This is a genomic window from Enterococcus sp. DIV1283b (assembly GCF_051710965.1).
GTDB classification, from domain to species: domain Bacteria; phylum Bacillota; class Bacilli; order Lactobacillales; family Enterococcaceae; genus Enterococcus_B; species Enterococcus_B lactis.
Genome location: NZ_JBIOLR010000001.1, coordinates 1,334,275 through 1,356,174, shown reverse-complemented (window position 1 = coordinate 1,356,174; position 21,900 = coordinate 1,334,275). Strand labels below are relative to the sequence as shown.

The window sequence follows — 21,900 nt, the reverse complement described above, 5'->3', positions numbered from 1 at the left end:
CCTTTCATCTGATTTTTTATACTTCATTGAGGCTTTCTCTCTTTGTCTCAATCCATTTGATTTCCCCATGACATCTTCCACAACGATATTTGTGTACATCGATTCTTCTTTTGCGGCAGATCGTGGCAGAACAATCTTGGCATTGATAATATTCGATCTTTATCTGTTTCTTCGTCAAGGCTGGCGCATAGCGCAATCCTCCTGTTTTTTTCAAAAGATACTTGAAATCCATATCTTTATGACGATATCCTCTTCCAGTTAGATGCAGATGATAATGGCAAAGTTCATGTTTGATGATTCCTGCAATCGTCTCTTTGTCTGACTCTTCAAACAGCTTTGCATTAAAATCTAAATGATGATCGTTTAAATGATAGCGCCCGCCAGTTGTACGCAAGCGTGGATTGAACATTGCTTGGTGCTTGAAAGGACGCTGGAAGCTTTTTAATGATATCTCTTCTACTAACTGCTGCAGTTCTTCTTGTGTCAATTTTTGTTACTCCTCATTGTTACTCTTCATAAGGGGAAAGCATCGTCAAACTGATTCTGCCTTTTTTCGTATCAACTTGTTCTATCCAAACCGTCACGATATCTCCGACTGACACGACGTCTGTTGGATGCTTGACAAATTTTTTGCTAAGTTTTGAGATATGGACAAGTCCGTCTTGTTTCACACCGATATCGACAAATGCGCCGAAGTCGATGACGTTACGGACCGTTCCAGTCAATTCCATACCTGGTTTCAAATCTTCCATACTCAACACATCTGTACGCAATAGGGGCGCTGGCATCTCATCACGCATATCTCGTCCAGGTTGTGTCAGCCCAGCTAAAATATCGGCTAACGTTTCTTCTCCGACTGATAAGCTTTCAGCCAGTTTCTCCGCGGATAACCGTGTCAATTTTTCTACTGCTTCTTCTGTCCCAAGCTCTTTTTCTGAAAGATGGACTGTCATTAATATGTCTTTCGCAATAGAATAACTTTCGGGATGGATACCGGTGTTGTCCAAAATGTTTTTCCCGCCAGGAACTCGCAAGAAGCCGATTGCTTGTTCATATGCTTTTGGTCCTAAACGTGGCACTTTTTTCAGCTGAGTTCGTGCAGTAAATTCTCCATTTTCTTCACGATAACTGACAATGTTTTGGGCAGTCGTTTTATTCAATCCTGATATGTGCTGCAAGAGCTGTGGACTAGCCGTGTTCACATCCACGCCTACTTGGTTGACCGCTGTTTCCACGACAAAATCCAATTGTTCAGCCAAACGTTTTTGAGAAACATCATGTTGGTACTGTCCTACACCGACAGCTTTAGGATCGATTTTGACTAATTCAGCTAAAGGATCTTGCAGACGACGGGCAATAGAAACAGCACTTCTTTCTTCTACTTGTAGATGCGGGAATTCTTTTCGTGCAATTTCGCTAGCGGAGTAAACAGAAGCGCCAGCTTCATTGACAATGGCGTAATAGGCTTTATGGTCGGCTGATTTCAATTGCTCAGCCACAAAAAGTTCTGATTCCCGACTGGCTGTTCCATTCCCGATAGCTACCATATCTACTTGATATTGATTGATCAATTGGATAAAAGCTGGACCAGCAGCTTCCCTTTTCGCTTGTGCTGCAGGTTTATGCGGATAAATGACTTCGATTGCCAAAACTTTTCCTGTCGCATCTACGACTGCTAGTTTACATCCAGTACGATAGGCCGGATCAAATCCCAGTACGACTTTACCTTTTAGCGGCGGTTGCAACAAAAGATTGCGAAGATTTTCTCCAAAAATAGCGATGGCTTGCTCATCCGCTTTTTCAGTCAATTCATTACGCAGTTCTCGCTCGATTGCCGGCTGTATAAAGCGTTTATAACTATCTTGATAGGCTTCTCTTACAAAGGAAGAAGAAGGAGAGGCAGGATTTTTCACTAATTGGCGATCCAAGTAAGCTAAAACTGCTGCTTCGTCTACTTGAAGGAACACTTTGAGAACCTCTTCTTTTTCTCCTCGATTAGTGGCCAATATCCGATGAGAAACCATTTTATGGACAGGTTCTGCAAAGTCATAATACATTTCGTATACGCCTTTTTCATCTGCTTGCTCATCCTTGACTTGGCTGACATACATGCCTTTGTTATACGTATAAGACCGAATCCAAGTCCGAAATTTTGCATTATCGCTGACTTGTTCAGCAATGATCTCATGCGCACCTTGCAACGCTTCTTCAGCAGAAGAGACTTCTTTTTCTTTATCGATATATTTTTCTGCTTCCGATTGCACCTCTCCATCTGTAAGCTGCATCAGCCACAGTGCGAGTGGTTCAAGTCCTTTTTCTTTAGCAATCGTTGCTTTTGTCCGTCGTTTCTGTTTGTATGGACGATATAAATCTTCCACTTGTTGCATTTTTACGGATTGCGTGATTTCTGTTTCTAACTCAGGGGTCAGCTTCCCTTGTTCATCGATCAGCCGAATCACTTCGTTTTTTCGTTTTTCTAAGTTTTCAAGATATGCATACCGCTCTTCGATTTCACGAATCTGGACTTCATCAAGACTTCCAGTCATTTCTTTTCGATAACGCGCGATAAAAGGAACGGTGTTTCCTTCATTTAACAAATTAAGTACAGTCGTCAACTGCTTGGGACGATAGTCTGAAAGCTCTTTTTGTACAAGCTGAATGATTGTCTGGTTCAAATTTTCCGTCATTAAAATGCCTCTTTTCTGCTAAAAATTGCTTCTTTATTCTATCATACTTTTTATCATGGGTTAAACTGCTGAAAGAAACAATATTCTCTATACAAATAAAAAGAGCCGCAACAAAGTCGCAGCTCCTTCATTCTTTCCATTCGTCAGATTCCTTGCCAAGATCCTTTGTTGTTCTGATATTCAATGTCTTGAAGGATACCTTCCTTGTCAAAAACAACCCCATGCAATGACCCTCCGAATACAGCCCCACCGTCCATTCCGATTTTATGATCCTGAATCCAGAGGTCTGTTGTCTGCATATCTCCATGGAGCATTGGTGTAATCGTATGTCCAAATACAATTGTCTTACCTGTATTGTTTTTCCCTTCATGAAATGGTTCCCGTATCCAAATAAAGTCTCTTGGACTTGTCTTACGCCAGTCTTTCTTTGTCAAATCCACTCCAGCATGGACAAACAGATAATTTTCCCATTCATAATACAAGGGGCGTTGGACTAAAAATTCAATCAGTTCTGGGTATCTTGATCGGATCATCATTGAGATTTCAGTCGGGGAGTATTCCTCCGATGCACCTGGGTGAAGTAGGCTTTCAAATGTTTCTTTTCCACCATTTCTGATATAAGGCGCATACCAGTCCTCCGGTGCTTGCAGAAATTGCAAAAAATATTCTTCATGGTTTCCCCGGAGATAAATGGCTCCTGTTTCTTCGACTAATTGCTTTCCTAATAGAAAACATTCCTTTGTACGAGGCCCTCGATCATTGAGATCTCCTAATAAAACAAGCTGATGGATCGTCGGATCATAATAGTGAATAAGTTTTTCAAAAAGATCATATTTACCGTGGACATCGCCAATAGCATAAATCAATGATTTCATGTGGATCACCATCCTCAACGCTAGTATAGCGCATATTGGAAATGGTCGACAATCAAAACTATTGTTTTCTATTTACTTAAAGCTGCAAACCGCAGTTCTGCTTCTTCTGGAGAGATTCCATGGTCTTGAGCATAGCGGTTGCGTGGATGTTTCGCACACTCTACGCTACATGCTCCTAAATGTTTTTCTTCATTTTCAACGGAAGCAAGAATCTGACGATTGCACTCAGGATTGCTACAATTGATATATCGTTCACATGGTGTTCCGTCAAACCAGTCGCGACCGACGATTTGTTTATCTACTTGGTTGATATCGACAGCGATCCGTTCATCAAACACATACATCTTGCCATCCCATAATTCTCCTTGGACTTCAGGATCCTTGCCATAAGTAGCAATACCGCCATGCAGCTGTCCGACATCTTTGAATCCTTCACGGACAAGCCAACCAGAAAACTTCTCGCAACGAATGCCGCCAGTACAGTAGGTCACTACCCGTTTTTCCATAAATTCTTCTTTATGCTCGCGGATCCAGTCTGGAAGCTCTCGAAAACTGCGTATATCTGGGCGTACAGCCCCTCGAAAATGCCCCAAGTCATATTCATAATCATTCCGTGCATCAATCACCACTGTCTGTTCGTCTAAAATAGCTTCTTTAAATTCTTGCGGTGAAAGATAAGCACCCGTCACTTGGTTTGGATCAATGTCCTCTTCTAGCTTTAAACTTACAAGCTCTGGACGGTATCTTACAAACATCTTCTTAAAGGCATGTCCTTCGCTTGGATCGATCTTAAACATCGTATCAGCAAATCGAGGATCAGCTTTCATTGCTTCCATATAGGCAGTCGTGTTTTCAACGGTTCCAGACACAGTACCATTTATTCCTTCTTCAGCTACTAGAATACGACCTTTAAGATCCAAAGATTTGCAAAAGGCTAAATGATTTTTGGCAAATTCCTCTGGTTCTTCTATTTTTGTATAATTGTAATAAAGCAGTACTTGATAATCCATGTATTTCTTCCTTCCTTCTTTTCGTTCCTAAACAGTATAAAGAAGGCGTTCGCATTTGACGATTTATTTGCTTGTGTATAATTACGCATGTGATTTTTGTTTACATAATATTATTATTTAAATTAAAAAGACTTTGCTTTCCTGTTTCGCACAGAAAAACAAAGTCTTTATTTCTATTATTTACCTGTAACCGCAAAGTAATTGCCATCGGGATCAGCAAAGTTGAAGACATATTCTTCTCCAAGCTGTACCATATCACCTAATGTGACTGATTGCGTCTGCATTTTTTTATATAGTCCAAAGATATCTTTGCTGTAAAACATCAAAGATGGGGCACTAGTAGCTGTGCCAGGTGAATGGGACTCAACAAACGCTCGATCATATAACACGAATGAGGTTTGACTGTCCTCAACTCCTACTTCAATTACAAGCGTCCCATCCATTTCTTGACGATCTTTTTCCGCAAAGCCAATTGCTCTCCAAAACGCTGCATTTTTCTCTACATCGTCCACATAAAGCATGATTTTTATTTCATTCGTAAACATCTGTTTCCTCCTAAACGATCTGTTCTAACATTCCCAACTTTGTCAGTTTACCATAGGAAAATGGGAAAATCTACGAAAGCTCTCAACAGAATCGTCCTACTTAAATACGCTTTTCTTTAATAATAAATAAGTTGGTTGTTTTTATTATTCACGCTTTCACTTTTCGGAATAAATAATATGTATTTATATGGACTATATAAAAAAAGAGGTTGTGACAAAAATCAAGTCACAACCTCTGGTAAACGGTGTTCTCCTGCCAACTCCTCGGTCACAAGTCACAATATTCAACAAACATGAGAAGCTGTTTATTGAAATTGCTCCTTGTGACTCGGAGCTGAACGGCAGGTTCACAACCTCTTCCTTAAACGGTGTTCAAAAGCTTGCATCTGCGGTAGTAAGCTCAACCAAACGTAAAATATGAGGAACTATTTTTGTTTGGCTGTTCTTATTACTTGATGCAGGGCAGCTTTTTCACAACCTCTTATTCACGGTCTTCCAGAAGTAGCTTCTCGGAAATAAGCCGAAATTCCACAAAAATTTGAGAAGCTATTTTTGGGAAACTTCTTCTTATTTCTTAAAGCTGACCACTTCTATCACAACCTCTTTTTAACTATGCATTCACATCGATCACTTTTGAATCATCATTGATGACATCGCGATCTAAATCTTTGATGCGTGCACTTGTCACGATACCAGCTACCATGCTACCGCTGACGTTTACTGCTGTACGTGCCATATCAATCAATGGTTCGACAGAGATAACTAACCCAACGATTGCTACTGGCAAGTTCATTGCCCCTAAAACAATCAGTGAAGCAAATGTTGCACCACCGCCGACTCCGGCTACACCAAAAGAACTGATTGTTACAATCGCCACAAGCATCAAAATAAATTCCAAACTAAAGACATTCACTCCAGCTGCTGGTGCGACGATCGTTGCCAACATAGCTGGATAAACGCCAGCACAGCCGTTTTGTCCAATAGACAAACCAAAACTTGCTGAGAAGTTAGCTGTCGCATCGTCTACTCCTAAAGCTTTTGTCTGAGTCTCGATGTTCAATGGCAAGGCTCCGGCACTTGAACGTGAAGTAAACGCAAAGCTCAATACTGGAAAAGCTTTTTTGAAATAGTTGATTGGATTGACTTTGGCACCAATCAAAATCAGTGAGTGGACAATTAAAACAGCAAGCAATGCTACGTAAGATGCAACGACAAATTTACCTAAATTGACGATAGCTGCAAAATCACTTGTTGCCAAAACGTTTGTCATCAAAGCAAATACCCCGTATGGTGTCAAACGCAGAACAAGCGTCACGATCCGCATAATGATTTTATACAGACTGTCGACTAGATCTGAAAAGAATGCTGCTTCTTTTGGCGCTTTTCTTTTCACACCTAGATAAGCGATACCGACAAAGGCTGCAAAAATAACGACTCCAATCGTGCTAGTTGCACGGCTACCTGCTAAATCAGCAAATACGTTTTTAGGGATAAAGGATAAAATCTGCTGCGGAATCGATAAGTTTTCAACCGTTTCCTGACGTGTCGCCAATTCAGAGATCCGTGCTGTTTCTGCTGCTCCTTGTGTGAATTTAGCTCCTTGAAGACCGAACAGCATCGTTGAACCGATTCCGATCAATGCTGCAATAGCTGTTGTACCAAGTAAAGAAGTCAGTACAGTTGCACTGATTTTCCCCAGCTTTTCAGAAACTTTCATTTTTGTGAATGCACCAATGATCGAAATGAACACTAGAGGCATAACTAGCATTTGCAAAAATGATACATACCCTTGTCCTACGATCCCGATCCATTCCATTGATTGAGTAACGACTTTGTCTTCTACACCAAAGATCAATTGAAGCAGACCGCCAAAGACGATACCAACTCCTAATGCTGTAAAGACGCGTGTTGAAAATTTTGTATGGCGCTTTTGCATACGATAGAACACATATAATAATGCCGCAAAAACTAGAACCACTAAAACTGTGATGAGTGTTGTCATTTTTCTCCTCCTCTTATTATTAATGACAAGTCCATCGAAGGAAGTAAAGGTTCCCGAGAATGATTCTTCAACCATCCTCCTGAAAAATTTTTTTCAGTGACTTTTACATTTTAGACGATTTTTATCGAAATGACATTCTTTTTGCTTACAATTAGTAATAAAAAAACATTCCTGTGATAGATTAAAACTATCACAGGAATGTTTTTACTGTCTATTCTTGTTTTTCTGATTGAAAATTCAATTTTACCCCAGGCTGATCCAAGGCGATCTCTGTCACCTCATAAGACATCCGGCGTACGATATCGAATAACGGTGCTACTAGCTCGTCCACTTCTTCTTGTGTGACATCATTTTGACCTTCAATTTTCCGATTGAGGATATGATTGATCTGACTCACACTTCCAGATAAAACATATGTATCAAACACTAAACGGAACTCTAAACGTGCTCCTACGATGCTATGTTCTTTCGGATAGTTTTCGATCGTTTCTTTCAAAGGCGAGAAGCCCACTTTCAAATCTGTTTCTACTTCTTGGTTCGGTAATCTCATATCATAATGAAATGCTTCTACTACTTCTTTTTGTCTTCTGATTTCCATATAATTTTATCACTCCTTTATAAAAATTATACCATATCTCCTTTGTAAGGGGATACTATTTTTTTACGTTACTCTGCAAGGATAGGATTTCATTCAAATTTTCTACAACATGATCTGCAGGAATCTCCCCCAGAAAATGATCAATATCGTAAAGACAAGTAACGACTCCTGCGTTTTTCCCTGCTTCGATATCTAAACGGCGATCGCCGATCATCATCGTGTCTGTTCTTTCTAAATGAAAAGTATCAATCAAATACTTTAAAGATGCTGGATCCGGTTTACGAGGAAAATCCTGATCGATCCCTACTACTTCCTCAACCAGATGGGCTAATTGATACTCTTTCAGCAGTTCCCATGTCGATTCTGTCAAACGGTGGGTCAAGATGAAGTGACGTCCTCCATTGATTTTTAGCCTTTTAAGTACTTGTTTCGTTTCTGGAAATGGACGGGAAGCTTCCTTGCTTTTTTTCTCATACCGATGAAACAATTCATTAAACTCATTGGCGTCCAAATTTGATTCATTGATCAAATAACTGGTGGAATATTTTTTCATTTTGAAGTAGATCTCTTTTTTGTCCATATTGATACCAAAATCTTTTAGAGCTTGCTGAGCACCATCTACCATTGCGGGATACGTATCAAACAATGTACCATCAAAGTCCCATATATAATTTCTCATGATTTTTTGTTCCATTCCTTTGCTTCTTTTTTCTATCTTTCATTATAGATAAATACGTTGATTAAAGTATTGTTTTCTCTAGAATCGTCAAATCGTCTGCTAATGTATATTGGATTGGTTGTGCATTCGGGATATCAATTGTATCCATTTGATCCTCAGGAACATTTTCTAAATATTTTGTCAGTGCTCGGATGCTATTACCATGACCCACAACTAGTAAATCTTTCCGATCTTTCAGTGTTGGTGCTAGTTGATCTTGCCACAAAGGAATGATCCGATTCACTGTCATTTCTAGACTTTCTCCGTACGGAATCAAATGTGGATCCAAATGATCATATCTGCGGTCAAATCGGTTTTCTGCGGTTAACGGCGGAACTTCTGTATATCCTCTGCGCCATTTCTTTACTTGATCTTTTCCGTATATTTCTTTCATCTGATCCTTGTTTTTACCAACAAGATCCCCATAGTGCCGTTCATTCAGACGCCATGTTTTTACTATAGGAAGCCACAACTGCCCCATTTCTTCTAGTGCGACTTGACCGGTAAGAATCGCGCGTTTTAAAACAGAGGTGTAAACCGCATCGAATTGAAGACCGGCTTCATACATTTTTTGACCGGCTACTGCTGCTTGTTCTTTTCCTTTTTCTGTTAAGGCGACATCTAGCCACCCTGTCCAGTAATTTTCAAAATTTGCTTCGCTTTCGCCATGACGCAATAATACTAATTTCATTTTTTTCTCCCTTAAACATTCGTTTCGAATTTTATGCCACATGTTTTGCATGTCACGCGTATTCGTCCTTTTCCTCTAGGCGCACGCTGCTTTTGATGACAATTCGGGCACTCAAAAAAAGTATAGCTTTTTCGTTCCGTTTTAGCTTGCTTTTTGTTTCTCATCTGATGATATTTTTCTTTGACTTTATCAAAATATTCCAAATAACGTTGATTTTCATTTAGTCTAGGATAGATTTTTTTTGATAGAAAACGAAATAGCATCCATCCGAAAAAAACGATGAACAACAATTGCCCGATCCTAAATGGCAACCATCGACTTAGTAAACTAAAAAAAAGTGCGATAATCAATAAAACACGATTCAATTGATCAAATTTTGCATATCTTCCCTGCATAAGTTTTTGATAGTTCTGCTGAAACCGTATCAGTCTTTCTAACCATGTTTGCATCCTGTTATCTCCTCCATCATCTATCATTCATTATGACAAAAAAAACAAAAAAGAAAAAGCCTTAATTGGCCTTTTCCATTGCGACTTGATGAAGGACATTCCGATTTCTGGTAAAGTCGATCACAATCACTTTCTTTTTATCTTCTCTGTTGACTACACGGAATGTGTCCGTCAATGGCAAAAACAGCTTCTTAGATGGTAGCTGTTGCATACGTATAAAACGATGGATCATCGTAATCAATTGAGGGAATTGAATGGACGTATGAAGCAGATTTGGATATTTTTTCAACAGTTGAGTCGTTTTGAGCAAATTCCGTTTTTTACTGATTACTTTTAAAAAGCTTTTTAGAATCTTTTGCTGACGTCTAAAAATAGAAAAAGAATTTTCATCATCTATTTGATAACGCATTTGTTTCTGTAGTTCTGCTGCAGTCAAATGAAACTTCCCATCATTCGTATCGATCATCAAACCTTCTGGGAATAGCTCAACGACTGCTCGATCCCAAGATTCAAGAGAAAGCTCGATATAATCTTTTACCGGTAATTCCAATTCTGCCTCAAAAAAGTGCAAAACAGCCGATAACCCTTCTGCTTGATAAATTTCTCCTAATGTTAGTCCCTCTAGATGGAACTCTGGTGAAAAATGCAGCAATGTTTTATTTTCCTGCAATTGAACATATAGAAATGTAGACCGCTCAATCAGAGTATCTTTTAAAACAACTAAAAAATTCATTTTTCTCCCCCTTTTTTCATCATTTTTAAAATAGCATATTTTGAAAAGAAAGTCTGATGCTTAGAGAAGAATTTCATAAAAATTTACTATTTCATAAGTATTCACGAAAAAAAACTAAACAAAAAAGCGGAAATAACGTTCATCCGCCTTCTTGTTTAGGTTTATTTCTCCTTCAAATGCTTGTCTATGATTCAGGATTTTCTCTATCGTTAGTTTCATCCAAAAGTTCCTGCATCCCGATAATTTCCCGATACTGATGAATCTTAGTGATACCAATTACTTTATCTACATCAATACTAAAACAAATCCCGTTACCTGGAACATCGATGTTGATGCCTTGACCAATCGCATCCATCACTTGATTCGTCAAACTATCTGGTACTAATGTCAAAACAACATCTTTTTCTGGCGAGATGTCCAAACCTAAAAATTTCCCTGAATCATGTACACCAGAACCACGACCATGCAAGATCGTTCCGCCTGCTGCACCTGCTTCTTTTGAAAAGTCGATGACATCTTCACCTGTTCCTCCGTCCACGATCGTCACAATCATGTGAAGATTCAATGCTACAAGATCTTTCATTTGCTTTCCCCCAATTTTTGCAATCTTTCTTTTTCGATTCTGTCTTTTTCATCTTTTCGTTTATAAATATATCCTAGTACTAAAGTGGATAATATTGGTGTCAATGCAATCATTGCAACCACACCAAACCCATCAATGATCGGATCTCTTCCCTCAATTTGTGCAGCGATCGCCACGCTCATTGATAAAATAAATGTCGAACACATCGGACCCGTTGCTACTCCACCGTTATCAAAAGCCATTGCTAAAAAGAGCTTGTCCACTTTTCGTCCTAAAATAAATGCTAGCCCATATCCTGGGATCAAGAAATAATAAAGAGAGAATCCGACGAGCAAACGCCACATAGACAACCCTACTGCTGCGCCAATCCCAATCGAAATCACCATCAGCATGACTTTCGACCGGATCCTTCCTTCACTCAATTCTTCAACCTGTTTGACCATTACATGAATCGCCGGCTCAGCAAACCCTACTAGGAACCCCATCAAAAAGCCAAGGGGAACCAATATATAATTATAGGGCAATCCAGCGATCGTACTACCTAAATGCTGTCCTACCGGAACGTAAGCCATATTGACTCCGTGCAGGAAAAGGATCAACCCAATAGTCGTTATCAAGAAGCCTTTCATAATGTCAAAGAAACGCTTCTTGCGCATACGAAAACTAATGATATTCATCAAAACAAATAGAATCACGATAGGTGCCACTGCTAAAATAACTTCCATAGTAACGATCTCGATACCATCTATCACTTGCTGCCAGAAACTCATTGGAAGATCACCCCCAAAATCATTACGGCAAGAATTGGCCCTAATGAAGCAATACCAACCATTCCAAAGCTGTCATTTTCATTTTTCTTTTGTTTGATCATACTAGTCATCCCTCCGGCAAGGGCCAAGATAAATGGAACAGTTACTGGACCAGTAGTCACTCCCCCCGAATCAAAAGCAATCGGCATGAATTCGGAACTGGTGAAAAACGAGGCGATCAAAACGCCTATGTAGCCTATAGCCATCAATTGATAATAGGATAGCTTGAATACGACCCGAAGCAGCGCAAAGGCTAGAAATACTCCAGTGCCGACGCTGACGATTCCAATCAGCAACACTCTGCCAATCTCTCCGTCAGATATATCATATACTTGTTGTCCCAAAACTTGCACGGAAGGTTCGGCAATCGTGATCACGATCCCGATAGCAAACCCCAAACTGACCAAAACAGCCAAACTTTTCTTTTTGATCATATATTTCCCTACTAGATCTCCGACTTCCATCATGGAATAGTCTGCCCCAAACAAAAAGAGCGTCATTCCGATCATCATGATAGCCGCACCTACCAAGAATGAAGCGAGGTCTTCTCCTTCTAACGGCGCAAAAACAAACGTTAAAATGACAATCAGGACGGTCATCGGCAATATGGCAGCAATCACTTCTTTAAAATTTTTTAGCATGTATCCTCCTCCTTTACTCTTTAAGTTTACCTTAAAATGAAAGAGTTTTCGAGTATAAACTTAAAACGTTATCATTTAATTTTTCTCAACATAAAATAACACACGTCCCAAAAGTGTCTTTTTACTTGGAAAAGATGACTTTGTAGGGACGTACTTATTGTTGTTTTTTATTTTACAGAGCCGATCATGCCTTGAACGAATTGCTTTTGCAAAACAAAAAATACGATGGCAGTTGGTAAAGTAGCGATGACTAATCCAGCCATGATCATTCCATAATCTGGCGTATAGGAAGCACCCATAGCAGATAAAACAAGCGGAACCGTCCGTTTATCAGGTGACTGCAAAGCCACTAAGGGCCATAAATAATTGTTCCAGCTGCTCATGAATGTGATGATTGCTGCCGCTGCATAGGTATTTTTAGCCGTCGGCATATATACTCTAAAAAAAATACTTAGTTCTTTTAGACCGTCTAATCGAGCGGCTTCTACTAGATCTTTTGGAAAGGATTTAACATTTTGCCGGAAGAAGAAGATCAAAAAAGCAGTGCTGACAGATGGTAAGATGACAACTAAGAAACTATTGATTCCCAAAATCGTTCCGTTCAATTGTGAAAACATTCGATACAAAGGAATCATCAATGCCGCAAAAGGAACCATCATCGACAGCAGTAGAATATTGAAAATCAAGTCTTTTCGCTTGCTTTGATAAATCTCAAATCCATATCCTGCCATTGACGAAATCAGCAATGCGAGCACAGTGGTCACTAGAGCAATCATTGCTGAATTCCAAAGGGAACGAGTAAAATTCAGTTCATTGGAAAACAAATTTTGAAAATTGATGATCAAGTTACTGCCAATCTTTATTTTTCCCGATGTGATATCCACGGGTGTATTCGTCATTCCCAGAATCATCCAGACAAAAGGAAAAATGGAAATAAATGATAGGATGCTTAATGCTGTATACTTTAATACTGACCCAATTGCCGAACGAAGTCCTAAGGCTTGTTTTTTGACGTTGGGATGTTCGATTGTTTCTTTTTCTACTATGCTTTTCATCGACTCTCTCCTCCTACTTTCGTTTGGATTATCGACAATATCACAATAAAGGCAACAATAACAAAGGAAACTGCTGCCGCATATCCAAAATTAGGCGTGAATTTATAACTCAAATTATAGATGTATTGAGACAGGGTGGTCGTTGCATTTGCTGGTCCCCCGCCAGTAATATTTTGTACTTCATCAAAAAGCTGCAATGTCCCGATCGTTGAAGTAATGGAAGTAAACAAAATGATCGGTTTTAAATTCGGGATCGTCACTTTGATAAACTGCTGCCATTTAGAAGCACCGTCAATAGATGCTGCTTCATAAATCTCCGAATCAATATTTTGCATGCCTGAAAGGAAAAAAATCATATTGTATCCAGTCCAACGCCAAGTGATCGAAAGAATGATCAGAACTTTCGCCCAAATTGGATGAGTCAGCCAGCCAATCGGTGTATCAATCATACCAATGCCCAACAACAAGTTGTTTACAAGGCCAGATTGAGAAAATAGACTTTTCATGATCAGAGAATAACTGACCATCGAAGTGATACACGGAAGAAAAATAGCTGTTCGAAACACCCCTTTATATTTCAGCTTTTTATCATTTAAAAGGTTGGAAATAAAAAGTGCTAGAAACAGCATGATTGGTACTTGAACTAGTAAATACAGGAACGTATTGAAAAAAGCTTTTTTAAAAGTAGCATCTGTCAGCATCCGCTGATAATTACCTAACCCGTTAAATGTCATATTGACAGGGGGACCACTTTGAAAAGACGTGATCAAAGCCAAAACCATCGGAATAAAAACCATGATCGATATCAAAATGACTGGCAAGATTAAAAAAGCATGCCCGTTTTTGAATAAATCTTTCTGCTTCATTCTTTTCCCTCCAATTTCTATCATTGATTGTTTACTTGAAAAGACAAGAAAGACAACGTCTGTAAGGCAGCCGCCATCTTTTTTGTCTTTTCGGTTGTCTGATGAAAAAGCGAAAAAATTCACTTTTTTATCACCAATCAATTAGCCAACTGTGCTTCTACTTGTTTTTGTGTATCTGCTAGTACCTTGTCTGTCTCTTCTCCATTGATGATACGATGAAGAGCTTCGGCTACGACTGCTTCAATTGCATAGGTCTCATGTCCGTAATTCACTTCTGGAATTTCTGATGTCCATTTGGAAAAATCATCAAAGACCTTTTGACCACTATAAAATTCTGAAGCTTCTTGATAAGCTTCTTGTTCATTTGCACTAAGCATCGCAGACACCAGTCCGATTTCTTTCGCAAGAGTGCCCATCAGTTCTTCATTCGATGCAAACGTTGCTTCGAGGAAATCTTTCGCTGATTCTTCTCCAGCTACTCCTTTGAGCACATACCAGCCAGCACCGCCAAGGTTAGAAGCTTGCGCTTTTTGCAGATTTTCTGGAAGTGCAGGTATTGGCGCAATCCTCCATTTTCCAGATTGGTCCTCTGCTCCTTGGATCGTTGAAGAATACCAAGCGCCAGTTGGGCTAGAAGCTACTGCTCCTGATTGTATCGCAGTTACTCCAGCATTCCAGTCAGAGGTTTGTTCGACTAGATTTTCTTTCAAAAGAGTGGCAAATAATTCAAGACCATACTTTAAAGATGCATTGTCTTGGATTGTGACCATCTCCCCATCTTTGGATGTATACCATTCTCCCGCCTGTTGCATCATCATTCTTACTCGACCAAGATCAGAAGGATTGACTTCAGCGATTTTCTTTCCCGTCTTTTCTTTGACATCTCGCGCTACTTGAATATACTCGTCCCACTCCAGATTCTCCATATCCTCTTCTGTATATCCTGCTTCAGCCATCAGATCCGAACGATAGAAGTTTGCTGTTACGCCCGAATCGAAAGGAACACCGTATATTTTTTCTCCTACTTTGTTTACTGCAAATTTATATGGTGCAAAATGAGCTTCCTTTACAATAGCAGTCAAATCAGCGAATGCATCTGGATAAGAAGTCAAATAGCCTTGTATCCTATAATCTTCAATCAAGACGATATTGGGCAATCCTTCTGTATTCCCGCTTGCTAAAGCGGTGTTCAGTTTCTGAACGATATCATCCTGAGACATCGTAACAACTTCTATCTCTGTTTCTTCGTTCTCATAAACTTTTTTTGCTTCATTCACTGCTTTGATATTGAATGTCTCATCCCACGCCCAGACAGTGACTTTTTCTTCGTTGTCTGCTGTGCTACTAGCACTTCCGCATCCTGTTAAGAAACCTGATGCTGCCGCTAAACAAACGACTCCAGCAATTAACTTTCTGATGTTCATTTTTTATCCGCTCCTTTTCTATCCATTAGTTGTTTACGTTTGCTACATTCATCATACCAAAATTTGAAAACGGTTTCTTTATTATTCAGATACTTCAAAAATTTCTCCTAAAATAATAAAAAAATACAAATCAGCTATGATAAAAGGAATAATCTTAGCATCTAGACCAAAGATCGAAAGGGTGGAGGTTTCTTTAAAATAAAAATATCCTTGCATTTTCTCCTAGAAATAAGTATTTTTAAATTACAAGACTATTCTTAAGGCGGGTAAAAAAATGCCAATACGCGTAATTCTTATCGATGATGAACAGACGATTTTAGACGGAATGAAACAGTTGATCAATTGGTCTGAGCACGGGTTTCAATTAATAGGGACTTTTTCCAGCCCGTTGAAAGCGCTTGATTTTTCTTTGGTACATGCAATCGATATTGTGGTCACAGATGTAATGATGCCTGAACTAAATGGGATCGAATTATCGCGGCTATTAAAACAGCAACAACCTGAAACACAGATCCTTATCCTCTCTAGCTATGATGAATTTGATATGGTTAAAGATTCTTTTAAAGAAGGCGTCGCTGATTATCTTTTAAAGCCTCGATTGAGTCCTGATTTTTTTCTAAATTCCTTAACTGCCGTTTCACAAAAAATCAAAAAAAAGCCCAACAAAAGCCCAATCACCGATCGTTATGAGCAGATCTGCGAGAATCTTTCACAGCAGATTGCTGGACAAACTCGTCCATTGCTTGACCCTCTTCTTTTTGAACACACCTTGTTTTTTCTGTTATATACCGAAAAACGGCCATTCAGTTCAAAACAAGGCTCTAAACAAAAACAGTCGATCATCGATTCGTTGATGGATAGCGACGATTCGTTTACTATTTATCCCTTTTCTACCTTTTCGGAAGAATCCGGCTATGTGATCAATACTGATTCCAAAGATACGCTTAGGAAGTTTGTTCAAAAGTTTCGTCAAGAAGTTTTTCCAGGTGATTTTTTTGTTGTTTCTGATTCTTTTGCAATCCAAGATATCAATGGAATATTCCAAGAAATCAGAAATTACACCAAAGGACAACGCTTCTATCATAAGGGAAAGAACCTTGCTTATCAGCATGAACTTCTTCCGTTATCAACCAACCACGAGCAGCAAGCAAGTAGCTACTTAACAAAAATCGTTCATAAAGACTACGCTTTAGCTGTCAAAGAACTTGAGGATTTCTTTACGACAATATTGGAACAGCCTATTGATCCAGCTTATTTGAAACATGAAGCAATCAATCGTTTCTATGCATTACTCAACGCTTTGGCTGACGAGCATGTTGGAAATGAAGAACTTTCTTTGCTCAAGATCGCCCTTCCTTCTTTATTAGCCGATGCTGAGTACTTCGAAGATTTTTCTATTCTTGTCAAAGAAACACTTGAGAAACTCACCCACTTTTCTGCAAATGCAATAAAAGACAATTTCGATATCTTGACTTTGATCTACGAGTTCGTTCAGGAAAATTATGAGAAAGAAATCAATTTACAACTTCTATCCGAAAAATATCATTTTTCATATAGCTATCTCTCAGCCATCTTTACTGAAAAATTTGGCATCAACTTTTCAAAATATCTAAAAAAAGTCCGTATTAGTAAAGCTAAGCTCTTTTTAACGGAAACACGGCTTACTTTGACGGAAATCTGTGAGAAAGTCGGCTATACCGAACTGGGTTATTTCTCCAGAGTTTTTAAAGAAGAGACAGGAATGACACCTTCTCAATACCGTAAAGGAACTTTTGTAAAATGAGAAAAAAAATCAAAGAGCATGAACTCTTTACCAAACTTCTGTTCATTTTGTTCATCGGTCTTTTTCTGCAAGCCATCGTCATCTCTTTGTTTATTTATCATCAATCAAGGGATGCCTACATCCAGCTGTTCAATCAATCGAATGATGTGGTACTAAAAAAGATCCAATCTGAATTTGAAAGCTTGAATGATGCAATCGAGAATACATTAGCCGCTTTTGATTCCAACCCAGCTGTCGAAAGCTATTTTTCCAATGGTCCAGTTCAACATATGGAACAGCTTCAGCAGCTAAGAACGATCCAAAAAATGAATGACTCTCTTTCAAAAATCCATCCAATGATCGATTACGATGTATTGATCTTTGGAGAAAATGGAAGAACTTTTGTCGGAAACGACATGCTCACTGCCGTATCTGCCGATTCTTTTTTTCAATCTGCGATTGCCCAGAGAGTGAATGAACGTGCTGCGGATACACAAATGCTTTTTGCACAATACGGATTGACTCTTCGCGATAAGAAAGAACCCAGCGTCTTTTTTGTCAAAAAACTGAAAAACACATTGAACCATATTTACGGATATGCTGTTTTATCGATCTCATCCCAGCAACTAGCGAATCTTTTTCAATCTGTAGTAAATCCTGAGATATCGAAGATCTCCTTCATGAACGAAGAACAGACGGTCATCGCATCAAATGAAGAAAATACAATTGGGAGCCGATCAATGATTTTCAAAAAACTAACAGTAGGTGAAACAATCATTTCAAATGGACAGCAGTTGACCCGTCTTCCTCTGTACCGCCAGCATTGTACATTACTCAGCCAAGTCGATCTTCATTCTTTGTCTAACCAAATGGGCGTGATTTTCCCCATTATTTTGTATAATATCGTGACACTTGTTTTTGCTGGCTCATTGGTATTTATGTATTTGGATCGACACACAAAATCGATCTACCACTTGATTGATTCGCTAAAATGGCTAGAGGTAGATGGCTTGAAAGCTACTGTTCCTGTACAAGGAAGCCATGAAGTCCAATTGCTAGGGAATACGATCAATCAATTGCTAAGTAATGCGCAGCATCATTATGAACAGACGATCCAAGACGAAAAGAAGAAACGTTCGCTTGAAATCCAGACTATGCAAGCACAGATACAACCCCATTTCATTTATAATACGCTGACTAGCTTGAAATTTTTGATTTGGCAGCAAAAAACAGATGAAGCAGTTCAAGGAATCGACAGTTTCATTACTTTACTAAGAAGTACGATTGGAAAAAAAGAAGAAGTGATTCCAGTCAAGGAAGAAATCAAAAGCGTACAAAGTTACATCGATCTTTTGAGTATGCGATATGGCGAAAGAATCTCGGCTAAAATAATGATTCCTGATGAACTGCAGACATTATCTATGCCGAATATGATCCTTCAACCAATTATCGAAAACGCCTATCTTCATGCTTTTCACAATAAAACGCAAGGATTCATCACGGTGTACGGCAAAACAAAAAATCAGCTTCTTTTATTCGAAGTGATTGATAACGGCGATGGCTTCGATACTGAAAATACCAAACAAAAAAATGATCATTTCTCAGGAATCGGCATCAGTCATGTAGATGAGCGGATACGCCTAATGTACGGAGATGCATATGGCTTAACGATCCAATCAGTGATTGGGACAGGAACGACTGTAGCGATTTGTCTCCCGCTTCTTCCTAAAAACCAATCAGAATATCAAAAATAAAGAATAGCCAAGCGCTGATTTTTTTATTTTTAAGTTAAATAAATCAATCAGTATTCTTGACTTTCATCTACGCGTCTATTCTACTGTCAATACTGGATAACAGCCCAATATTTGACTTTTTCCTCCGAGCATCTTGATTTCTTGGAGCGCATTCTCTACTAATGCCATTGGGCGGTCCAACAACAAATCGATCACGAAAAAATATTCTCCCAAGCTAGTTTTCAATGGTCGGGATTCAATCTTACTTAAGTTGATTTCCCGCCAGCCAAAAGCTGCCAGCATTTTATGAAGCATCCCTGGCTGATTAGCAGGTAGTGTCAAGATGACACTCATTTTTACTGGAGCTGACTGCTGGCTGGTCATCTTTCGGTCACCGACGATCCAAAAACGTGTCTGGTTCAACTCATTATCTTGGATATTCTCAGCTAAGATCTCCAATCCAACATGCTGTGCTGTTTCTAATGAAGCAATCGCTGCTGCGTCTTCTTTCGGATGTTCTGCTACATACATTGCTGCAGCAGTTGTTGATTCTGTTGCTACTAAAGGAACATTAGGATAATACGTTTCTAAAAACTGTTGTGATTGTGCTAGTGCTTGGGGATGAGAAAGGATTTTTGTAATCTTTGTTGCTGCATTGCCTAAAAGCTGCTGCTTGATAGGAAGAACGATTTCACTTTTAACTTCGACTTCTGGATGTTTGGAGAGAAGATCGATTGTGTGATGAACAGATCCTTCCAATGAATTCTCTACAGGAACGACAGCCAGATCGACCTGTTTGCGAAACAACGCGCGCAAACAAGCAGGGATCGAAGCATACGCAGTCAATTGTTCTGTAGGAAATAGCTGGCAAGCCGCCTGATAAGTGAACGAACTTTCTGGCCCTAGATAGCTGACATTCATATGCTTTTGATCCTTTCTATAATGGTATCGATGATCTTTTCTGGTGTTTCATTGGTCGTGTTGATTCGATGTGTCGCGCTCTCTTCATACCAGGAAAGTCGTTGTGCCAATAAGGCTTTTATTTCTTCTCTTGTTTTTCCAAGAGCTAACGGTCGAATAGACGTTTTATCTTGTTGGATACGATCGATTAGACAATCTGCTTCTGCCTCTAAGTAAAGAACAATAGGCTGCGTTTGTAAAAATTGCCGATTGGCAGCACATTGGACGATTCCTCCACCAGTCGCGATAATTATATCTTCATTTGACAGCTTTCTTAAAACCTTTGACTCCACTTTTCGAAAGCTGTTTTCACCGTAATAGTGAAAATATTCGGCAATCGACAATTGGATATGTTCCTCAATCTTTGTATCTAAATCTACATACTCTTTTTGTAAACGTTGAGCTAACCCTTTACCGATCGTTGTTTTTCCAGCGCCCATGAAACCAATCAGCAAAATGCTAGCCATGAGCTTCTCCTCCTGACACAAGTTCTGCTAAATCGTCGAAAAATGCCGGATAAGAGATTGAAACGGCTTCGGCTCCTTCTAGTTCGCAAGGTCCATCAGCTATCAAAGCAGCTACTTGCAGCATCATACCGATTCGATGATCGCCTCTGCTGGAAACTTTTGCACCATGCAGAGGTGTTGGTCCATGGATGATCAAACCGTCTGCTGTTGCTTTTATCTTTGCCCCCATTTTTTGCAATTCTTCTGCCACCGCATCAATTCTGTTGGTTTCTTTTACTTTTAATTCTTCTGCGTCTTTAATGATCGTGATTCCTTCTGCTTGAGTAGCCACTAAAGCTAGAATGGGCAGTTCATCAATCAGACGCGGAATGATTTCTCCACCAATCGTTGCTTTCTTCAAACGACTCGTCTTGACACTTAAATCAGCCGATTGGTTCTGTTCATTGTGATTCGTCTGGGTAATCGCTGCGCCCATCTCCTCCAGTACATCTAAGATACCGGTTCTTGTTGGATTGACCCCGACATTTTTTAACAACAGTTGGCTTTCCGGAACAAGAAGCCCTGCTGCTAGAAAGAAAGCAGCTGATGAAATATCACCTGGAACAGTTATCTGCTGACCGGTTAATTTTTGCGGTCCTGTCACCATGATTGTTTTATCTTCCACTGTGATCCTTCCACCAAATTGACAAATCATTTCTTCCGTATGGTTACGGGAACGTTCTTTCTCAACGATTACGGATGTACCTTCTGCTTGTAGTGCCGCAAACAGCAAAGCAGATTTGACCTGTGCACTAGCTACAGGCATATTGTATCGGATAGGTGATAAAGAGCGGGTTCCTGTCACAGTGATTGGTAGATACTGATCATTTTCTTTTCCTTGCAAGTCAGCACCCATCTCGCGTAAAGGCTCCATCACTCGCCCCATTGGACGTTTAGACAACGAAGCATCACCGAACAGAGTCGTTGCAAAAGGCTGTCCAGCCAAAATACCCATCAATAAACGACTCGTCGTACCGGAGTTTCCCATGTCGATGGGTTCAGTTGGTGGGACAAAGGAGTGGCTACCGCGACCATGAATCTTGATCACCTCTTCCTCTTCTTCGATTTCGACACCTAATTGTTGGAAGGCATGTAAAGTAATCAGACAATCTTCTGCGCGCAAAAAATTTTGTATAGTCGTCGTTCCTTCAGCAATTGCTCCAAACATGATGCTGCGATGGGAAATCGATTTATCTGCTGGTATCCTAACAGTCCCTCTTAATCCATGTATTTGTTGTAATAATCGCATTTAT

22 protein-coding genes and 1 pseudogene are annotated in these 21,900 nt (G+C 39.5%); 3 read left to right on the top strand and 20 right to left on the bottom strand.

Annotated features, from left to right (window positions below; all coding sequences use genetic code 11):
• Positions 1 to 16: 16 nt before the first annotated feature.
• The 17 genes from IGJ53_RS06620 to IGJ53_RS06540 all read right to left on the bottom strand — a co-directional run bounded on the left by IGJ53_RS06620 (position 17) and on the right by IGJ53_RS06540 (position 15,686).
• Positions 17 to 487, bottom strand: a complete 471-nt coding sequence (locus IGJ53_RS06620; RefSeq protein ID WP_002374542.1) for a SprT family protein — start codon at positions 485 to 487, stop codon at positions 17 to 19.
• Between the two features lie 19 nt (positions 488 to 506).
• Positions 507 to 2,687 carry a Tex family protein gene (locus IGJ53_RS06615; protein ID WP_010732483.1) on the bottom strand — a complete coding sequence of 727 codons (2,181 nt, stop codon included), beginning with the start codon at positions 2,685 to 2,687 and terminating at the stop codon, positions 507 to 509.
• A gap of 143 nt (positions 2,688 to 2,830) precedes the next feature.
• Positions 2,831 to 3,562 carry a metallophosphoesterase gene (locus IGJ53_RS06610; protein ID WP_010732482.1) on the bottom strand — a complete coding sequence of 244 codons (732 nt, stop codon included), beginning with the start codon at positions 3,560 to 3,562 and terminating at the stop codon, positions 2,831 to 2,833.
• A 68-nt stretch (positions 3,563 to 3,630) separates the two neighbouring features.
• Positions 3,631 to 4,572 carry an oxygen-dependent tRNA uridine(34) hydroxylase TrhO gene (trhO, locus tag IGJ53_RS06605; protein ID WP_010732481.1) on the bottom strand — a complete coding sequence of 314 codons (942 nt, stop codon included), beginning with the start codon at positions 4,570 to 4,572 and terminating at the stop codon, positions 3,631 to 3,633.
• A gap of 176 nt (positions 4,573 to 4,748) precedes the next feature.
• Positions 4,749 to 5,117, bottom strand: coding sequence for a VOC family protein (locus tag IGJ53_RS06600; RefSeq protein WP_002374534.1), 369 nt, complete (start codon positions 5,115 to 5,117; stop codon positions 4,749 to 4,751).
• 610 nt (positions 5,118 to 5,727) lie between these two features.
• A complete protein-coding gene (locus IGJ53_RS06595; protein WP_002306552.1) occupies positions 5,728 to 7,119 on the bottom strand; it encodes an L-cystine transporter in 1,392 nt (463 codons plus the stop codon).
• Positions 7,120 to 7,330: 211 nt separating this feature from the next.
• Entirely contained in the window at positions 7,331 to 7,717 is a 387-nt protein-coding gene (locus IGJ53_RS06590; protein WP_002291995.1) for a DUF1149 family protein, read from the bottom strand.
• Positions 7,718 to 7,772: 55 nt separating this feature from the next.
• On the bottom strand, positions 7,773 to 8,396 hold the full coding sequence (locus IGJ53_RS06585) for an HAD-IA family hydrolase (protein ID WP_010732480.1): 624 nt from the start codon (positions 8,394 to 8,396) through the stop codon (positions 7,773 to 7,775).
• A 61-nt stretch (positions 8,397 to 8,457) separates the two neighbouring features.
• Positions 8,458 to 9,126: a 2,3-bisphosphoglycerate-dependent phosphoglycerate mutase gene (locus tag IGJ53_RS06580; protein ID WP_010732479.1), complete on the bottom strand. Its 669-nt coding sequence runs from the start codon at positions 9,124 to 9,126 to the stop codon at positions 8,458 to 8,460.
• Positions 9,127 to 9,137: 11 nt separating this feature from the next.
• Positions 9,138 to 9,575 (bottom strand): hypothetical protein, encoded by a 438-nt coding sequence (locus IGJ53_RS06575; RefSeq protein WP_002292001.1) that lies wholly within the window; start codon positions 9,573 to 9,575, stop codon positions 9,138 to 9,140.
• A 61-nt stretch (positions 9,576 to 9,636) separates the two neighbouring features.
• Positions 9,637 to 10,308 carry a hypothetical protein gene (locus tag IGJ53_RS06570; protein WP_438749885.1) on the bottom strand — a complete coding sequence of 224 codons (672 nt, stop codon included), beginning with the start codon at positions 10,306 to 10,308 and terminating at the stop codon, positions 9,637 to 9,639.
• A gap of 184 nt (positions 10,309 to 10,492) precedes the next feature.
• Positions 10,493 to 10,891, bottom strand: a complete 399-nt coding sequence (locus IGJ53_RS06565) for a P-II family nitrogen regulator (protein WP_002292005.1) — start codon at positions 10,889 to 10,891, stop codon at positions 10,493 to 10,495.
• Complete coding sequence (locus IGJ53_RS06560) at positions 10,888 to 11,661, bottom strand: DUF1538 domain-containing protein (RefSeq protein ID WP_010732476.1); 774 nt, start codon at positions 11,659 to 11,661, stop codon at positions 10,888 to 10,890. Before IGJ53_RS06560 ends, IGJ53_RS06565 begins: the two co-directional genes overlap by 4 nt.
• Positions 11,658 to 12,341: a DUF1538 domain-containing protein gene (locus IGJ53_RS06555; RefSeq protein WP_002292009.1), complete on the bottom strand. Its 684-nt coding sequence runs from the start codon at positions 12,339 to 12,341 to the stop codon at positions 11,658 to 11,660. The genes IGJ53_RS06560 and IGJ53_RS06555 overlap by 4 nt, the downstream gene beginning before the upstream one ends.
• Positions 12,342 to 12,508: 167 nt before the next feature.
• Positions 12,509 to 13,396 carry a carbohydrate ABC transporter permease gene (locus tag IGJ53_RS06550; protein WP_010732475.1) on the bottom strand — a complete coding sequence of 296 codons (888 nt, stop codon included), beginning with the start codon at positions 13,394 to 13,396 and terminating at the stop codon, positions 12,509 to 12,511.
• On the bottom strand, positions 13,393 to 14,262 hold the full coding sequence (locus IGJ53_RS06545) for a carbohydrate ABC transporter permease (RefSeq protein ID WP_259742075.1): 870 nt from the start codon (positions 14,260 to 14,262) through the stop codon (positions 13,393 to 13,395). Before IGJ53_RS06545 ends, IGJ53_RS06550 begins: the two co-directional genes overlap by 4 nt.
• Positions 14,263 to 14,399: 137 nt before the next feature.
• Positions 14,400 to 15,686, bottom strand: coding sequence for an ABC transporter substrate-binding protein (locus IGJ53_RS06540; protein WP_259742074.1), 1,287 nt, complete (start codon positions 15,684 to 15,686; stop codon positions 14,400 to 14,402).
• A gap of 274 nt (positions 15,687 to 15,960) precedes the next feature.
• On the opposite strand from IGJ53_RS06540, the pseudogene IGJ53_RS06535 reads away from it, so the two are divergent.
• The 3 genes and pseudogenes from IGJ53_RS06535 to IGJ53_RS06525 form a co-directional block, all read left to right on the top strand.
• Positions 15,961 to 16,221: pseudogene (locus tag IGJ53_RS06535) on the top strand (response regulator); the annotation flags it as partial.
• Between the two features lie 318 nt (positions 16,222 to 16,539).
• Positions 16,540 to 17,469, top strand: a complete 930-nt coding sequence (locus IGJ53_RS06530) for a helix-turn-helix domain-containing protein (RefSeq protein ID WP_229216142.1) — start codon at positions 16,540 to 16,542, stop codon at positions 17,467 to 17,469.
• Positions 17,466 to 19,202: a cache domain-containing sensor histidine kinase gene (locus tag IGJ53_RS06525; RefSeq protein WP_259742073.1), complete on the top strand. Its 1,737-nt coding sequence runs from the start codon at positions 17,466 to 17,468 to the stop codon at positions 19,200 to 19,202. Before IGJ53_RS06530 ends, IGJ53_RS06525 begins: the two co-directional genes overlap by 4 nt.
• Positions 19,203 to 19,277: 75 nt before the next feature.
• Here the strand turns inward: IGJ53_RS06525 and pheA are convergent, their stop codons facing one another.
• The 3 genes from pheA to aroA are packed head-to-tail and all read right to left on the bottom strand — an operon-like array spanning position 19,278 to position 21,896.
• Complete coding sequence (pheA, locus tag IGJ53_RS06520; protein ID WP_259742072.1) at positions 19,278 to 20,102, bottom strand: prephenate dehydratase; 825 nt, start codon at positions 20,100 to 20,102, stop codon at positions 19,278 to 19,280.
• Positions 20,099 to 20,608, bottom strand: coding sequence for a shikimate kinase (locus IGJ53_RS06515; RefSeq protein WP_259742071.1), 510 nt, complete (start codon positions 20,606 to 20,608; stop codon positions 20,099 to 20,101). Before IGJ53_RS06515 ends, pheA begins: the two co-directional genes overlap by 4 nt.
• Positions 20,601 to 21,896, bottom strand: a complete 1,296-nt coding sequence (gene aroA, locus IGJ53_RS06510; protein WP_438749880.1) for a 3-phosphoshikimate 1-carboxyvinyltransferase — start codon at positions 21,894 to 21,896, stop codon at positions 20,601 to 20,603. The genes IGJ53_RS06515 and aroA overlap by 8 nt, the downstream gene beginning before the upstream one ends.
• Positions 21,897 to 21,900 lie beyond the last annotated feature (4 nt).

Bases quoted from the DNA above. Each gene is read 5' to 3' on its own strand.
- IGJ53_RS06615 (WP_010732483.1), bottom strand. From the start codon at position 2,687: ATGACGGAAAATTTGAACCAGACAATCATTCAGCTTGTACAAAAAGAG.
- IGJ53_RS06610 (WP_010732482.1), bottom strand. From the start codon at position 3,562: ATGAAATCATTGATTTATGCTATTGGCGATGTCCACGGTAAATATGAT.
- trhO (WP_010732481.1), bottom strand. From the start codon at position 4,572: ATGGATTATCAAGTACTGCTTTATTACAATTATACAAAAATAGAAGAA.
- IGJ53_RS06600 (WP_002374534.1), bottom strand. From the start codon at position 5,117: ATGTTTACGAATGAAATAAAAATCATGCTTTATGTGGACGATGTAGAG.
- IGJ53_RS06595 (WP_002306552.1), bottom strand. From the start codon at position 7,119: ATGACAACACTCATCACAGTTTTAGTGGTTCTAGTTTTTGCGGCATTA.
- IGJ53_RS06590 (WP_002291995.1), bottom strand. From the start codon at position 7,717: ATGGAAATCAGAAGACAAAAAGAAGTAGTAGAAGCATTTCATTATGAT.
- IGJ53_RS06585 (WP_010732480.1), bottom strand. From the start codon at position 8,396: ATGAGAAATTATATATGGGACTTTGATGGTACATTGTTTGATACGTAT.
- IGJ53_RS06580 (WP_010732479.1), bottom strand. From the start codon at position 9,126: ATGAAATTAGTATTATTGCGTCATGGCGAAAGCGAAGCAAATTTTGAA.
- IGJ53_RS06575 (WP_002292001.1), bottom strand. From the start codon at position 9,575: ATGCAAACATGGTTAGAAAGACTGATACGGTTTCAGCAGAACTATCAA.
- IGJ53_RS06570 (WP_438749885.1), bottom strand. From the start codon at position 10,308: ATGAATTTTTTAGTTGTTTTAAAAGATACTCTGATTGAGCGGTCTACA.
- IGJ53_RS06565 (WP_002292005.1), bottom strand. From the start codon at position 10,891: ATGAAAGATCTTGTAGCATTGAATCTTCACATGATTGTGACGATCGTG.
- IGJ53_RS06560 (WP_010732476.1), bottom strand. From the start codon at position 11,661: ATGAGTTTCTGGCAGCAAGTGATAGATGGTATCGAGATCGTTACTATG.
- IGJ53_RS06555 (WP_002292009.1), bottom strand. From the start codon at position 12,341: ATGCTAAAAAATTTTAAAGAAGTGATTGCTGCCATATTGCCGATGACC.
- IGJ53_RS06550 (WP_010732475.1), bottom strand. From the start codon at position 13,396: ATGAAAAGCATAGTAGAAAAAGAAACAATCGAACATCCCAACGTCAAA.
- IGJ53_RS06545 (WP_259742075.1), bottom strand. From the start codon at position 14,262: ATGAAGCAGAAAGATTTATTCAAAAACGGGCATGCTTTTTTAATCTTG.
- IGJ53_RS06540 (WP_259742074.1), bottom strand. From the start codon at position 15,686: ATGAACATCAGAAAGTTAATTGCTGGAGTCGTTTGTTTAGCGGCAGCA.
- IGJ53_RS06530 (WP_229216142.1), top strand. From the start codon at position 16,540: ATGGATAGCGACGATTCGTTTACTATTTATCCCTTTTCTACCTTTTCG.
- IGJ53_RS06525 (WP_259742073.1), top strand. From the start codon at position 17,466: ATGAGAAAAAAAATCAAAGAGCATGAACTCTTTACCAAACTTCTGTTC.
- pheA (WP_259742072.1), bottom strand. From the start codon at position 20,102: ATGAATGTCAGCTATCTAGGGCCAGAAAGTTCGTTCACTTATCAGGCG.
- IGJ53_RS06515 (WP_259742071.1), bottom strand. From the start codon at position 20,608: ATGGCTAGCATTTTGCTGATTGGTTTCATGGGCGCTGGAAAAACAACG.
- aroA (WP_438749880.1), bottom strand. From the start codon at position 21,896: ATGCGATTATTACAACAAATACATGGATTAAGAGGGACTGTTAGGATA.